The 14,462-nt window shown below is 60.6% G+C and carries 10 protein-coding genes; 3 read left to right on the top strand and 7 right to left on the bottom strand.

The features are described 5' to 3' along the window. Positions 1 to 370: 370 nt before the first annotated feature. The 4 genes from FFS64_RS15370 to ptsP form a co-directional block, all read right to left on the bottom strand. A complete protein-coding gene (locus FFS64_RS15370; protein ID WP_137806081.1) occupies positions 371 to 1,912 on the bottom strand; it encodes an alkaline phosphatase in 1,542 nt (513 codons plus the stop codon). A gap of 148 nt (positions 1,913 to 2,060) precedes the next feature. Beyond that, positions 2,061 to 3,800 carry a PTS fructose-like transporter subunit IIB gene (locus tag FFS64_RS15365; RefSeq protein WP_137806080.1) on the bottom strand — a complete coding sequence of 580 codons (1,740 nt, stop codon included), beginning with the start codon at positions 3,798 to 3,800 and terminating at the stop codon, positions 2,061 to 2,063. Between the two features lie 11 nt (positions 3,801 to 3,811). Beyond that, complete coding sequence (pfkB, locus tag FFS64_RS15360) at positions 3,812 to 4,753, bottom strand: 1-phosphofructokinase (protein WP_137806079.1); 942 nt, start codon at positions 4,751 to 4,753, stop codon at positions 3,812 to 3,814. Further along, complete coding sequence (ptsP, locus tag FFS64_RS15355) at positions 4,753 to 7,614, bottom strand: phosphoenolpyruvate--protein phosphotransferase (protein WP_137806078.1); 2,862 nt, start codon at positions 7,612 to 7,614, stop codon at positions 4,753 to 4,755. The genes pfkB and ptsP overlap by 1 nt, the downstream gene beginning before the upstream one ends. A 292-nt stretch (positions 7,615 to 7,906) precedes the next feature. Between ptsP and cra the strand changes: the two genes are divergently transcribed. Continuing rightward, a complete protein-coding gene (gene cra / locus FFS64_RS15350) occupies positions 7,907 to 8,902 on the top strand; it encodes a catabolite repressor/activator (RefSeq protein ID WP_137806077.1) in 996 nt (331 codons plus the stop codon). A 3-nt stretch (positions 8,903 to 8,905) separates the two neighbouring features. Continuing rightward, entirely contained in the window at positions 8,906 to 9,685 is a 780-nt protein-coding gene (locus FFS64_RS15345; protein WP_137806076.1) for a TatD family hydrolase, read from the top strand. A gap of 64 nt (positions 9,686 to 9,749) precedes the next feature. Here the strand turns inward: FFS64_RS15345 and FFS64_RS15340 are convergent, their stop codons facing one another. The 3 genes from FFS64_RS15340 to ampD all read right to left on the bottom strand — a co-directional run bounded on the left by FFS64_RS15340 (position 9,750) and on the right by ampD (position 13,392). After that, complete coding sequence (locus FFS64_RS15340; RefSeq protein ID WP_137806075.1) at positions 9,750 to 11,780, bottom strand: methyl-accepting chemotaxis protein; 2,031 nt, start codon at positions 11,778 to 11,780, stop codon at positions 9,750 to 9,752. A 203-nt stretch (positions 11,781 to 11,983) separates the two neighbouring features. Next, positions 11,984 to 12,820 (bottom strand): regulatory signaling modulator protein AmpE, encoded by an 837-nt coding sequence (ampE, locus tag FFS64_RS15335; RefSeq protein ID WP_137806074.1) that lies wholly within the window; start codon positions 12,818 to 12,820, stop codon positions 11,984 to 11,986. After that, positions 12,817 to 13,392, bottom strand: a complete 576-nt coding sequence (gene ampD, locus FFS64_RS15330; protein WP_137806083.1) for a 1,6-anhydro-N-acetylmuramyl-L-alanine amidase AmpD — start codon at positions 13,390 to 13,392, stop codon at positions 12,817 to 12,819. Before ampD ends, ampE begins: the two co-directional genes overlap by 4 nt. A gap of 214 nt (positions 13,393 to 13,606) precedes the next feature. Here ampD and nadC point away from each other — a divergent pair, with 214 nt between their 5' ends. After that, positions 13,607 to 14,455 (top strand): carboxylating nicotinate-nucleotide diphosphorylase, encoded by an 849-nt coding sequence (nadC, locus tag FFS64_RS15325; protein ID WP_137806073.1) that lies wholly within the window; start codon positions 13,607 to 13,609, stop codon positions 14,453 to 14,455. Positions 14,456 to 14,462 lie beyond the last annotated feature (7 nt).

Below are 14,462 nucleotides of genomic sequence, written 5' to 3'. Positions count from 1 at the left end.
TTGCAGTAATACCCCCCGGCCATCCCCCACGCACCGTTGCACAACCCGGCGTTGGTTTCACTGGCATAGACGCTTTTACAGGTTGCAAGAAAGAACACACAAAAGATCAACGAGGCCATTATCTTCCATAGGTTTTTTTGACGTTCCATTATCAACTTCATCATTGATTACTCGGTTGGATTGAGGCACAACCATAAATAGAAACCATAGATAAAACACCTATCACAAATAACAGGCACTCCACCTCAATCAATTCGAAGTTTTACTTCCCTATCCCGACGGCATGCCAATATATACGCAGAGAACACTATTATTTCTTAACTATTTTATTGAGAAATAAGTACGCCCCCAAGGCCCAGATGCTGATCCATCAGACCGCTTCCAATGTCCGTTCAAACAGGCTGAGCCCATCCAGATCCCGCAATACCACGCTCAACGCCCCCGTCTGCCCGTCGATATTCACCTCACCAAAGAACTGAAACCCGGCAAACGGCGACGCGTTTGGCGTGGAGGCTGCTTTTTGGAACACCATTTGCGGGCCAAAGGTTTTGTCCAGCAGATCAGGGCCGAAGCTTGCGGCATTCAAGGGACCGGCAACGAACTCCCAGAACGGTTCGAAGTCCTGAAACACGGCACGGTCCGGATGATAATGATGCGCCGCGCAGTAGTGCACATCCGCCGTCAGGAACAGGAAATTGCGCACTTGCTGCGCCCGCAGAAAACCCAGCAGCTCCGCGATTTCCAGCTCGCGTCCCTGGGCCGGTCCGGGGTCGCCATTGGCCACCGCTTCCCAGCGCGGGACACCGGGGCTGACCTCGCCATCCGGTGCGCCGAGCCCGATCGACATGTCGGCGGCAATGACTTTCCATTGGGCCCTGGAAGCTTTCAGTGAAGCCTTCAGCCAATCCAGTTGTTCGCGTCCGAGGAAAGGTTTGGCGTCGCCCAGGTTGTCGTCATTGGCGCCGCGATAACTGCGCATGTCGAGTACGAACACATCGAGCAGCGGCCCATAGCTGAGCTGGCGATAAATTCGCCCGCCGCCATCGGCCCGCTGCAGACGCATCGGTGCGTATTCGAGCCAGGCCTGACGCCCGCGATCCACCAGGCTGTGGATATCTTTGCTCCTGTAGCGCTCACCCAGTGGCTGGCCCGGTGACCAGTTATTCATCACTTCGTGGTCGTCCCACTGCCAGATCTGCGGCACCTCGGCGTTGAAACGACGGATGTTCTCGTCCATCAGGTTGTAGCGGTAATTGCCACGGTAATCATCCAGAGTTTCGGCGACTTTGCTCTTGGCCTCGCTGGTGATGTTGCGCCACACCCGGCCACCCTCGGTGACCCGCTGCGCGGGCACGGGATTGTCGGCGTAGATCGTGTCGCCGCTGTGGATAAAGAAGTCCGGAAGGCGCAGGCGCATGGCTTCGTAGATGCGCATGCCACCGATGTCCGGGTTGATGCCGAAGCCCTGGCCGGCAGTATCGCCGCTCCAGACGAATCGGATGTTTCGGCGAGTCTGCGGCACGCTGCGTAAATGGCCAAACCAGGGCTCGCTGACGACACCGCTCTGGGCATCTTCGAATTGCACACGGTAGAAAATCGCCTGATCGGCAGGCAACCCGGTGATGTCCACCCGCGCCGTAAAGTCGGTACGGGCATCGGCCAAGGACGAGACAAATCGCCGGGGATTGGGGAACAGGCTGCGGGTGTCCCACCCCACCACCATCCGTGCCGGACGATCGCAGCGGCTCCAGATTATTGCGCGGTCGCCGAGCAAGTCGCCGGATTGCACGCCGTCGGTGAGTTGCGGTCGATCCTTGACCGAAGCGATCACCACCGGCGCCAGCCCCGGCAGCAACAGCCCGGCACCGACCGCTTGCATGACTCGACGGCGACCAAGATCGAATTCGCTCATGGTGTTCTCCCGAGAAAGGAAAACTGAAATATGTAAAAACGCGGTCCCTGTGGGAGCGAGCCTGCTCGCGAAGGCGTCGTATCAGTCTACTTCTACTTTACAGGCAGACCGCTTTCGCGAGCAGGCTCGCTCCCACAAGGGGGCTGTGTCAGGCGCTGACGGGTTCTACCGCCAACTCCACAACTTCAGGCCGCTTGACCAGCGCATACACCACCGCCGTCAACAAGCTCCCCGCCACAATCGCCAGCAAATACAGCAGTGCATGATTGATCGCATTCGGGATCAGCATCACGAACAAACCGCCGTGGGGTGCCATCAGCTTGCAGCCGAAATACATCGACAAAGCACCGGTCAGCGCACCGCCGGCGATGCTCGCCGGGATCACCCGCAACGGGTCTTTGGCGGCAAATGGAATCGCGCCTTCTGAGATAAAACACAAGCCCAGTACCAACGCCGCTTTGCCTGCCTCGCGTTCAGTCTGGGCAAATTTGCGACGGGCGATGAAGGTGGCGATCCCCAAACCAATCGGCGGCACCATGCCCGCCGCCATGGTCGCGGCCATCGGCGCATAACTCTGCGACGCCAGCAGCCCGACCGAGAACGCATACGCGGCTTTGTTGATCGGCCCGCCGAGGTCGATGCACATCATCCCGCCCAGCAGCACACCGAGCAGAATCGCGTTGGTGGTGCCCATGCTGTCGAGGAAGTGCGTAAGCCCTGCGAGCATCCCGGCCACCGGCTTGCCGACCACGTAGATCATCACCAGACCGGTGAACAAACTGGCCAGCAGCGGGATGATCAGGATCGGTTTCAGCGCTTCGAGGCTTTGCGGCAACCGCGCATAACGATTGATCGCCTGAGCCGCGTAACCGGCAATGAAACCGGCAATGATCCCGCCGATAAAACCGGCGCCCAGGGTACTCGCCAGCAGGCCACCGATCATCCCCGGTGCCAGGCCCGGCCGGTCGGCAATCGAATAGGCGATATAGCCCGCCAGCAGCGGCACCATCAACTTGAACGCCGTGTCGCCACCGATCTGCATCAACGCCGCCGCCAGCGTCCCTTCTTCCTTGAACGCAGTGATGCCGAACACGAACGACAAAGCGATCATCAGACCACCCGCCACCACCATCGGCAGCATGAACGACACACCGGTCAGCAGGTGTTTGTAGACCCCGGTCTTCTCTTGCTTCGCCGGGCCTTTGGCACCGGTCGATGCGCTTTCCTGCACGCCTTCGGCCAGTGCTTTGTTCAGCGTCGCTTCGGCCTGCTTGAGGGCAATCCCGGTGCCGCAGCGATAGATTTTCTTGCCGGCGAAACGCTCGGTGGCGACTTCGATATCCGCCGCCAGCAGCACCACGTCGGCATCGGCAATCGCTTGCGCACTCAGGGGATTGCGCGCGCCGACGGAGCCCTGGGTTTCCACCTGCAGGTCGTAGCCCAGGCGCTTGGCCGCTTGTTGCAAGGCTTCGGCGGCCATGAAGGTGTGGGCGACCCCGGTCGGGCACGCGGTGATCGCTACCAGGCGCGGTGCATTTTTTGTAGCGCTTACAGGCTCAACGGTGGCTTCAGGCGCGAGATAGATCTGCGCCTCATCGACGCCACGTCGCAGCACCGCCTCCACATCCTGCAGCGCTTGCGCCGGCGTACTCTGAAAAACGCGTTTGCCGACAAATCGCGACATCTCCACCGGCGCGCTGGTGACCAGCAACACCCACTCGGCGGCTTCAATCGTGGCAGCCGACATTTGCCGCTCTGGATGCGCTGCATCGCTGACTTCGACACTGGTGCTCCAGCCCTGACGCTGGGCCGCGGCATCGAGCAAGCGGGCGCACAGCACACTGGTGACCATGCCGTTCGGGCAGGCAGTAACAATGGCTAACTTCATGACCAACCCTCTTATTGTTCTGTCAGGGGACGCACGCGCACACCCTGTTCGAGCTGCGCCAGGTGCGCTGCATCGTCGATACCGAAACCGATCTGGGTCACCGCCATCGCGGCAATCGCCGTGGCGGTGCGCAAGGTTTGCTCAGGCGTATCGGCACTGAGCAAACCGTGGAGCATGCCCGCCAGCAACGAGTCACCCGCGCCCACCGTACTGGCAACGCTGACCCTGGGCGGCGTGGCATGCAGCGCCGAGCCGACGCTGAACCAGTTCACGCCCTCGGCGCCGTGGGAAATCACCACATGTTCGATACCTTGAGCATGCAAGCGGTTCGCCGCTTCGGCCTGGGCCAGGACCGAAACCACCTCGCCACCCAACACCTCGGCCAGCTCTTCGGTGTTGGGCTTGATCAGCCATGGACCGGCCTTGAGCGCCGCAGCCAAGGCCTCGCCACTGCTGTCGAGGGCAACTTTCAAACCGAGATTTTTCAAGCGCTGGATCAACGCCTGCAACCAGTGCGGGCTGACCCCTTGCGGCAAGCTTCCCGCGACAACGACGGCGTCATGCAACGGTGCAATCTGATCAAGCCGATCGAGCAACGCTTGCTGCGCCGCGGCACTGACAAGTGGCCCCGGACCGTTGAGGTCGGTGATGCGACCGTCGCTTTCCGCCAGTTTGATATTGCTGCGGGTCTCGCCGGGGACACGAATGAACGCGTCGACAAAACCGCGCTTGGCGAACAGGGTTTCGAACGCCTGCAGGTTGTCCTCGCCGAGGAAACCGCTGACCGTCAGCTGATGCCCGAGGTCGGCCAGCACCTGCGCCACGTTCACCCCTTTGCCGGCGGCGTGGGTGTGCATGGCATCGCTGCGGTTGACCTGACCGGGTTCCAGGCGCGGTAACTGCACGGTGAGGTCCAGCGCCGGATTGAGGGTCAGGGTCAGAATCTTGGCCATTACAGGGCCTCCACTAATGCGCGCACTTCATTGGCACTGCCCACGGCGAGGGCCGCTTGGGCGAGGGTTTGGGTTTGGCTGAGGCTCAGTTCGCGAATCCGCGCCTTGACCTCGGCGATGCTGCGCCCGCCCACGCTCAGCTCATCCACGCCCAGCCCGACCAGCACCGGCACCGCCAGCGAATCGGCCGCCAACTCACCGCACACGCCAACCCATTTGCCATGGGCATGGGCCGCGCGCACGGTGATGTCGATCAGTTGCAGCACTGCCGGGTGCAAGCCATCGGCCTGGGCCGACAAGGTCGGATGACCACGGTCGATGGCCAGGGTGTATTGGGTCAGGTCGTTGGTGCCGACGCTGAAGAAGTCGACCTCTTTGGCCAGCACCGGCGCCAGCAATGCCGCCGACGGCACTTCGATCATGATGCCCAGTTGCAGGTCCGCGACCGGGATTTCCAGGCGCAGGCGTTCGGTCATGTCCCGCGCCTGGCGCCATTCGTCGACGCTGCCGACCATGGGGAACATGATGCGCAATGGGCGGTTGTCGGCGGCCCGCAGCAGGGCGCGCAACTGCGCTTCCATGATCTGCGGGCGTTGCAGGGTCAGGCGAATGCCACGCACGCCGAGGAACGGGTTTTCTTCCTTGGCGATCGGCCAATAGGGCAGCGGTTTGTCACCGCCAACATCGAGGGTACGAACCACCAACGACCGCCCGGCGAGGCCATCGAGTACGCGGCGGTACTCGGCTTCCTGGGTGGCTTCGTCCGGTGCTTGCGGATGGGCCATGAAAATCAGTTCGGTACGCAGCAAACCGATGCCTTCGGCGCCCTGCTCCACCGCGCTGGTCACGCCGGCGCTTTCACCAATGTTGGCAAACACTTCGACAGCATGTCCGTCGGTGGTCAATGCCGGTAGATGACGTTGTTCGGCGGCGGCCTTCAGTCGTTGTTCGCGGGTATCGCGTTCTTCAACGGCGCGCTGCAAGGTTGTCGCATCAGCATCCACGTGCAAACGACCGCGTTGGCCATCGAGCAGCAACGGCGTACCCGGCGCCAACAGCAACACTGCCGCACCGGCACCGACCAGCGCCGGAATACCCAAGGCACGGGCGACGATGGCGCTGTGGGCGGTGGCGCCACCACGGGCGGTAAGGATGCCGGCAACACGGGTCGGATCAAGACGTGCCACGTCGGACGGGCCGACTTCGTCCATCACCAGAATGTACGGCTGTTCAGGTTCGCTCGGGGTTTCAACACCACACAACTGCGCCAGCACGCGGCGACCGATATCACGCAAATCGGCGGCGCGCTCGGCGAGCAGGGCATCTTGCAGGGATTCCTGTTGTCGGGCTGCCGCTTCGATCACTGACATCCACGCGGCTTCCGCGCTTTCGCCCTGCTTGAGGCGGGTGTCGACTTCATCGGTCAGTTCCGGGTCGTCGAGCATTTCCTGATGGGTGACGAAAATCTCGCGAATGGCCTTGGCCTTGCTGCGTTCGATCAAGCCGCCAATGTCGCTTCGCACATCCGCCAGCGCCTGTTTGAGACGGTCGCGCTCGATGGCCGCGGACTCGCCGCGCAGCGGGTAATCAATGTTTTGCAGCACTTGAATGTGTGCCGGGCCGATCGCAATGCCCGGCGCCGCAGCGATGGCCTGCACCAGCGTGCCGGACGCCGGGGCCAGCAACACCTCGGCGACTTCGACGACTTCTTCCCGTACCAGGCTCACTGCCGGCAATGGCTCGACTTCTTCACCCAGGCCTTCTTCGATGGCGGCCAACAACGCGGGCAACGCATCGGCAGCGATGCTCGGCTCGGCGATGATTTCCAGCATCTGACCACGTCGGGCACCCAGGCTGAGCAATTTGCTCAAGCTCTTCACCGACACCGCGCTGTCCTGGCTCTCGACGATGCGGATGCGAATCTCGCCTTCAAAACTTTTTGCCAATTGCGCGAGGATTTTCGCCGGCCGCGCATGCAAACCGTGGGCGTTGGCCAGCGCAATGCGTGCACTCGGCCAATCCGCCGGCAATTCACCGCCGAGTACTTCCAGCACCGCGCGGCAACTGGTGGCGCGGCCCAATTCATGGCCGCGACCTTCAATCAGCAATGCGCAAAGGCGTTCGAGCAAAGCTTGATGGGCTTCACCCAGGCTGGCCAAACAGAACAAACCGCTCAGCGGCTGACCGAGGTAGCGCAACGGTTTATCCGGGGTGACGAACGCCAGACCTGGACGCTTCACAGTTTGCTCACTGTGCAACCACCACAGGCCATCGCCTAGGGGCAACGCTTCGACCTGCTGCAACACGGCGGAAAAGCCATTGCTGACGCAGTCGGCCTGGCGCAGCAGGCGCGCACCGCGCCAGACCAGCTCTTCGAAATCTTCAGCGGCAACGCCCAGGCCGATCATTTGCGCATCCAGCGCCAGCTCTTGCGGCGCGCCTTGCAGCAGTTTCAGCAAGGCTTCGGCAGAACTGGCGCGACGCAGGGCCTGGCCCAGATCGGTTTCGCCGAGGGCGCGGGTCAGCAATTGCAGCAGGCGCAGGTGTTCATCGGATTTGGCGGCGATACCGATCGCCAGGTACACGATCTGCCCGTCGCCCCAGTCCACGCCTTCCGGAAACTGCATCAGGCGCACACCCGTGGTGAACACCTGATCGCGGGTTTGCGGCGTACCGTGGGGAATGGCAATACCTTGACCGAGAAAGGTCGAGCCCTGGGCTTCGCGTGCCTGCAAACCAGCAAGGTAACCGTCGGCGACCAGGCCATCGGCAACCAGATGCCGGGCCAGCAACTGCAAGGCTTCGGACTTATCCACAGCCGACTGGCCGATGGATATCTGCTCTACAGTGAGTTCGAGCATGCTTTCTCCTTTTTGGCGCTTGTGGGCACCAGGTATTGTTTTGAGTGATTCAGCTTACGCGTTTGTCCGAAGACAGCATTTGGCGGTTTTGCGGCAGAACCGACCAAAGGCAACAATATGGTAGCAAATACGACTGCTGAAACGTTTAATCTAGAATGATTGGCACGTTACTCCATAATTTCTTTCTCTTGAAGTCCAATTGTCGGATGCGCCACGACAATGGTCGACTGCCTGAATCGGGTAGGATTGACGAAAATGTCGGGCATGCTCGAAAAAACAAGGAATCAGCGGGTTGAAACTCAGTGATATCGCCCAGTTGGCCGGTGTGTCCGTTACCACCGCCAGCTATGTCATCAATGGCAAGGCCGAACAGCAACGCATCAGCAGTGCCACCGTCGAGCGCGTGCGCGCGGTGGTCGATCAGCATGGCTTCACGCCCAATCCCCAGGCCGCCGGATTGCGCAGTCGCCACACCCGCACCCTGGGTTTCATACTGCCGGACCTGGAAAACCCCAGTTATGCGCGAATCGCCAAGTTGCTGGAACAAGGTGCACGGGCTCGTGGCTATCAGTTGCTGATCGCCAGTTCCGACGATGCGCCGGACAGCGAACGGCAATTGCTGAAACTCTTCCGTGCCCGGCGCTGCGATGCGCTGATCGTCGCCAGTTGCCTGCCACCCGGCGACGACAGCTATCGCCAGTTGCAGGCCAAAGGCATCCCTATCATTGCGATCGACCGGGTCATGGAGCCGGAGCATTTCTGCTCGGTGATCAGCGACGACCGCGAAGCCAGCCTGCAACTGACCCGCAGCCTGCTCGACCCGCTGCCCAAGCAGATCGCCTTGATCGGCGCCCGCCCGGAACTGAGCATCAGCCAGGAACGGGCCGCAGGCTTCAGGGAAGCGCTGGCCGGGTACGACGGTGAAATGCTGATCGAACAGGGTGAATCGTTCAGCCGTGAATGCGGCAAACAGTTGATGGAAGAACTGCTCCAGCGTGTCGGACATTTGCCCGAGGCGTTGGTGACCACCTCTTACGTACTACTCCAGGGCGTGTTCGATGCCTTGCATGACTTCCCGCTGAAATCCCGTCCATTGCGCCTCGGCACATTTGGTGACACCCAGTTGCTGGACTTCCTGCCGTTGCCGGTCAATGCCATGGCCCAGCAGCATCAGTTAATTGCCGACAAAGCCCTGGCGCTGGCCTTGGCCGCCATCGAGCAGTCCGATTACCAACCCGGCGTGCAAGCCATTGCGCGCACCTTCAAGCAACGTATTCGCCAGGACTGAACCGTGGAGCTGATCGACACCCACACCCACCTGGATTTTCCGGACTTCGACGCCGATCGACAGGCGTTGATGACCGAAAGCCGCGCCCTCGGGGTGCGGCGGATGGTGGTGTTGGGGGTTTATCAGAACAATTGGCAGCGGGTCTGGGACCTGGTGCAAAGTGATCCCGACCTGCATGCCGCGCTCGGTCTGCACCCGGTGTACCTGGACGATCATCGCCCTGAACACCTGACGGAACTCGGAGATTGGTTGACCCGGCTGTCCGGTCATCGACAACTGTGCGCGGTGGGTGAAATCGGCCTGGACTACTTCATCGAAACCCTCGACCGTGAACGCCAACAGTCGCTGTTCGACGCTCAACTGCAACTGGCGGCGGACTTCAATCTGCCGGCACTGATCCACGTACGGCGCAGCCACGCGGCAGTGATTGCCACGCTCAAACGATTTCGCCTGAAACGTGCCGGCATCATCCACGCCTTCGCCGGCAGTCGCGAAGAGGCCCGGGAATACATCAAGCTTGGTTTCAAACTTGGCTTGGGCGGCGCCGCCACCTGGCCGCAGGCACTGCGCATGCACCGCGTTCTGGCCGAGTTGCCGCTGGACTCGGCGGTACTGGAAACCGACTCGCCGGACATGGCGCCCGCCATGTTTCCCGGCCAGCGCAACAGCCCGGCACACTTGCCGGCGATCTGCGCGGCGCTGGCCGACATCATGGCGGTCAGCCCTGAACGACTGGCCGCCGCTAGCACCGCCAATGCCTGCGAACTGTTCAACTGGCAGTAACTGACAACCCAAAACACTTGTGGGAGCGAGCCTGCTCGCTCCCACATTTTTACTTCGATGCCTGTCAAACCCGAAACGCGCTGATCAGTTGTTTGAGTTCCACCACCTGCGCCGACAACGCGCGGCTGGCATCTTCGGTCTGGTGCGCACCTTCGGCGGTGCGCTCACCGGCGCGGTTGATCTCAACGATGTTCTGGTCGATGTCGTGGGCCACGGCGGTTTGCTGCTCCACGGCCGCAGCGATCTGCTGGTTCTGGTCGACGATCATGCCCACCGCGCCGAGGATATTTTCCAGCGCCTGCTGGACCTTTTCCGACTGGCCGACGGTGCCGTTCGCCATCTCATGGCTCACCCCCATCGCCTTCACGGCAGCGCCGACTCCGCCGTGGAGCTTGGCGATCATCTGCTCGATTTCTTCGGTCGATTGCTGGGTACGCTTGGCCAGTGTCCGGACCTCGTCCGCCACCACCGCGAAACCGCGCCCCTGCTCCCCGGCCCGTGCTGCTTCGATTGCGGCATTGAGCGCCAACAGGTTGGTCTGTTCGGCAATACTCTTGATCACTTCCAGCACGCGGCTAATGGACTGGCTGTCGCTGGCCAGTTGATTGATCACCAGCACCGATTGATCGATCTCGCTGGCCAGCGCGGCGATGCTGCCCTGCTGGGATTGCACCAGCCCGCGGCCGCTGATGGTTTCGTCGTTGACACTGTGGGCACTGCTGACCGCGGCGGCGGCACTGCGCGCGACCTCCAGAGACGTGGCGGACATCTGGTTCATCGCCGTGGCGACCTGCTCAATCTGCGTGCGCTGCCCGGCCACGGCCTGGTTGCTTTGCGCGGAGACATTCTCCACCTGACCGGCCTGGCGCTCGACCTCGCTCACGGTCTGCCCCACACGCTCGATCAGATCATGGATTTTCTTCACGGTGCCGTTGAACACCTCACCCAACTCGCCCAGTTCATCACGGCTGTTGGCGCTGAAAGTGACGGTCATATCGCCGGCCGCCACCTTGTCCATCACCCCGCCAAGGCGCTTGAGCGTGGTACGGGTCGAGGCATAGAAGCCGCCGTACAGGTAAAAAATCAATACAAACACCACTGACAGAGCGATGGCCTGCAAGATCATGTGGGTTTGATTCTGCTCCAGACGCTGCTGTAACTGAGTGCCGAGAAATTTAAGAGTGGCTTCGTTGAGCTGATAAGTCTGGTCCATCAGGACCGTGACCTGATCGTAAAAGGCCTGCCACGGCGCATCCAGCGTATCGGCCATCACCACTTGCTCTTCGAACAGCTCACTGGCATTTTTCAGTGACACCTTGCTGCTATCGGCCTGAGCAGCCAGGGCTTCTCCCGCGGCTTTGCTGGAGGCCAGTGCGTCCTGCAACTTCAACCCGTATTCGGCCTGGAGTTTTTCGATCTGCGCCAACAGTTCATCGAAACGAGTACTCGACGATGAATTGAGAAAGCCCTGTCCCAACGAATAAGAACCCATCGCCCGACCATCCCCCACCAGTTGGGTGACGGCCGGGGTGATGTTGGTTATGAGTTCAGTCAACTGGCGCATATCGCTCTGTGTGTCGCGACTCAAACCCGCCTGGCTGGCGATGATCTGGCTGAAAATCTGCGCGTTGCCCAGCAATTTACCGATCAAGGCACTTTTGCTTTGCAGCGAGCTTTCCGTTTGCTGTGCCTTGAAAGCGGCGATCATTTCATCGCGCTTACCATCAAAAACGGCGATTTGCTCCGGCTCGGTGGTCATCGCCCTCAGTCCCTGCAAACGGCTCAAGACGCTTTGCCCCAACGTACTGATCTGCGCCTCGACATTGCCGGCCTTACCCGACTGACCGAGGGCGACATTGATCTGTACCAGGTTGTTCAGGGTTTCCAGGTCCCGCCGTAAAGTCAGGCTGCTGCCCAACAGGTCGAGGCTCTGCAGTTCGACCCGGGTGCCTTGGAATTCGCGATAGGAGTCACGCACCAGATAGAAGTTGGTCACCAGCATCGGCACCAGGAACAGAACACTGATCAGGCTGAACTTCATGCCGAAGCTCAGGCGATTCATCAGCGCGACGGCGGGATAGAGCAAGCTCTTCACTGGAAGTCTCCCTTTGATTTCTTATTTTTATTGGCAGGCACAGCTCGACAGCAGATAGCCACTATTGGGCGCTATCTCTATATAGCTCAAATCACGGGAGTGTTTTGTAACTTAAGGTTAACGGCAGGCGCCGCTCTTCAGTTCGATGAATTCTCTGTGGCGAGGGACCTTGCTCCCTCACCACAATGATTTCTGCTGCACTGCTAAGGAAGGACAGTCCACAACGCAAACCCTGCATACCAGAGTACCGCCGCCCGCAGCAGCAATTCCCAGATCCGGTCGAGGTTGATGATGCCTTCGGGCCCGACCACCGGGGCCGGGATTTCGGCTGCCACCAGCCCGGCCCTCTCAATCAGTTGGGCCGCACTGATGTTCCAGTTCAGCAGCTCGTGCAACATCACACGGCTGACCGCGACAAAGTTGCCGACCAAGGCAAAACTCGCCGCCAGTAAACGCACCGGCACCCAATCGAAGGCGTGGCGCAGTTGCGCAGCGCGCTCGACCACCGCAGGGTTTTGCCCATGTTCTTCAGCCAGTGCCAGCAGCCGGTAACTCAGGGCGGCGATCGGCCCCAACAGGTAGTACCAGAAAATCACCGCGAAGAAACTCTGGTAAGCCTCCCACAACAAATGCCCTTCGACTCTCTCCAGCAGTTGCTCGCCGCTATCGGCACAGATATCGAGGTCGCGTTTGGCGACATGGGCCGCAGCTTGCAGGTCCTCCCGGCGCCAGGCATCGCGAAACGGCCCCAGGCCGCCCAGCAGATCACCACGCCCCAAGCTGTAAATCACCACCAGCAGGTGTACCGGCAGTGCCAACAGACCGTAAGCCACCGGGTCCAGCACCAGTAACAGCAAACCCAACAGTGCGACCGGCAACAGCACCAACACGACCAATACCAGCCATGGGCTTTTTGCCATACGCGGATTGGTTTCAAGCTTGTGCAACTCGCGCACCCAACCGCCATCTCGCTGAATTTGATGGCGCAGCGCCGAGAACTTCTCGATCCACACCGCCAGCAGCAACACCAGAAAACTCATTGTTTTTCCTCTTTTTCCGGCGCGGCTTTTGCCAAGGCCGAACGATAGCGTGTCCAGTCGAACGCCGGTCCCGGATCGGTCTTGCGCCCGGGCGCGATGTCGCTATGCCCGCAGATGCGCTGTGGGGTGATGGCCGTGAAGGCACTTTGAAGCTGCCGGGTCAGGGCAATCAACGCCTCGTACTGAGCATCGGTGAACGGCAGATCGTCCGTGCCTTCAAGCTCGATGCCCACGGAAAAGTCGTTACAGGTTTCCCGCCCCTCGAAACTCGAAACCCCTGCATGCCAGGCACGCTCAAGGCATGAGACAAACTGAGTGACGGTGCCGTCTCGCTCGATCAAAAAGTGCGCAGACACCCGCAGGTCGGCAATCCCCTCAAAGTAAGGGTGCTCCGTGACATCCAGGCGATTCTGGAAAAACTCCTGCACCTTGCCAGTGGCGAACTGCGCCGGCGGCAGGCTGATGTTGTGAATCACCAGCAGGGAAATTTCGTCCGTGGGTCGCGCATTGAAGTTGGGCGAGGGACACAAACGCACGTCCTGACACCAACCGCTCGCGGGGTCCAACTGCATACCGATTCCTTCAACGACGACTGTGTTGGTGCCCAGTATGCCGCGATAGCCCCTCCGGACGCGATAACTTGCCGCGATTGAGACGGAACGGACCGTCGTCAGTTCGCGGGAATCGACCAAATGCAGGCTCCAGCGCGTCAGGAACTGCGCGGATGCCTTGGGTTGCTTCACGCCATGGTTCTATAATCGAACCACTTTGTTTGTGGAGCCCGTTATGCCGAATCTACGTCTCGCTGATTTGACCGCCGAAATCGAAGCCAACGTGCGCCGCGCGTTGCTCGAAGACGTCGGCAGCGGCGACATCACCGCGCAATTGATCCCGACCGAACGCCTGGCCAAAGCCACCATCATCACCCGTGACGCCGCTGTCATCTGTGGTACTGCATGGGTGGATACCGTGTTTCGGCAACTGGACCCGCGAGTGGCGGTGCACTGGCAAGTCGCCGATGGTGAACGGGTCAAACCCAATCAGGTGCTGTTCCACCTCGAAGGCCCGGCCCGCTCGCTGCTGACCGGTGAACGTAGCGCGCTTAATTTCCTGCAACTATTGTCCGGCGTGGCCACCCGCGCCCAATACCTGGCGGACTTCGTGGCCCAGACTCAGGTGAAGTTGCTCGACACCCGTAAAACCTTGCCGGGGCTTCGTCTGGCGCAAAAATACGCAGTGACCTGTGGCGGTTGCCACAACCACCGCATCGGCCTGTATGACGCCTTCCTGATCAAGGAAAACCATATCGCCGCTTGCGGAGGAATCTCACAGGCCATCGCCGCGGCACACAAAATCGCACCGGGAAAACCGGTGGAGATCGAAGTGGAAAGCCTGGTTGAACTCAAAGAGGCCCTGGCGGCCGGCGCCGATATCATCATGCTCGACGAACTGAGTCTGGATGACATGCGCGAAGCCGTACGCCTGAACGGCGGCAAGGCCAGACTGGAGGCCAGTGGCGGGATCAACGAAAGCACTTTGCTGCCGATCGCCGAAACCGGTGTGGATTACATTTCGATCGGGGCGATGACCAAGGATGTGAAGGCTGTGGATTTGTCGATGCGTTTGAGTCTCTGATAACGCC

It is taken from the genome of Pseudomonas sp. G(2018), assembly GCF_005502415.1.
Classification (GTDB): Bacteria; Pseudomonadota; Gammaproteobacteria; order Pseudomonadales; family Pseudomonadaceae; genus Aquipseudomonas.
The sequence above is the reverse complement of the archived record's forward strand: the minus strand, read 5'-3'. Positions and strand labels throughout refer to the sequence as shown.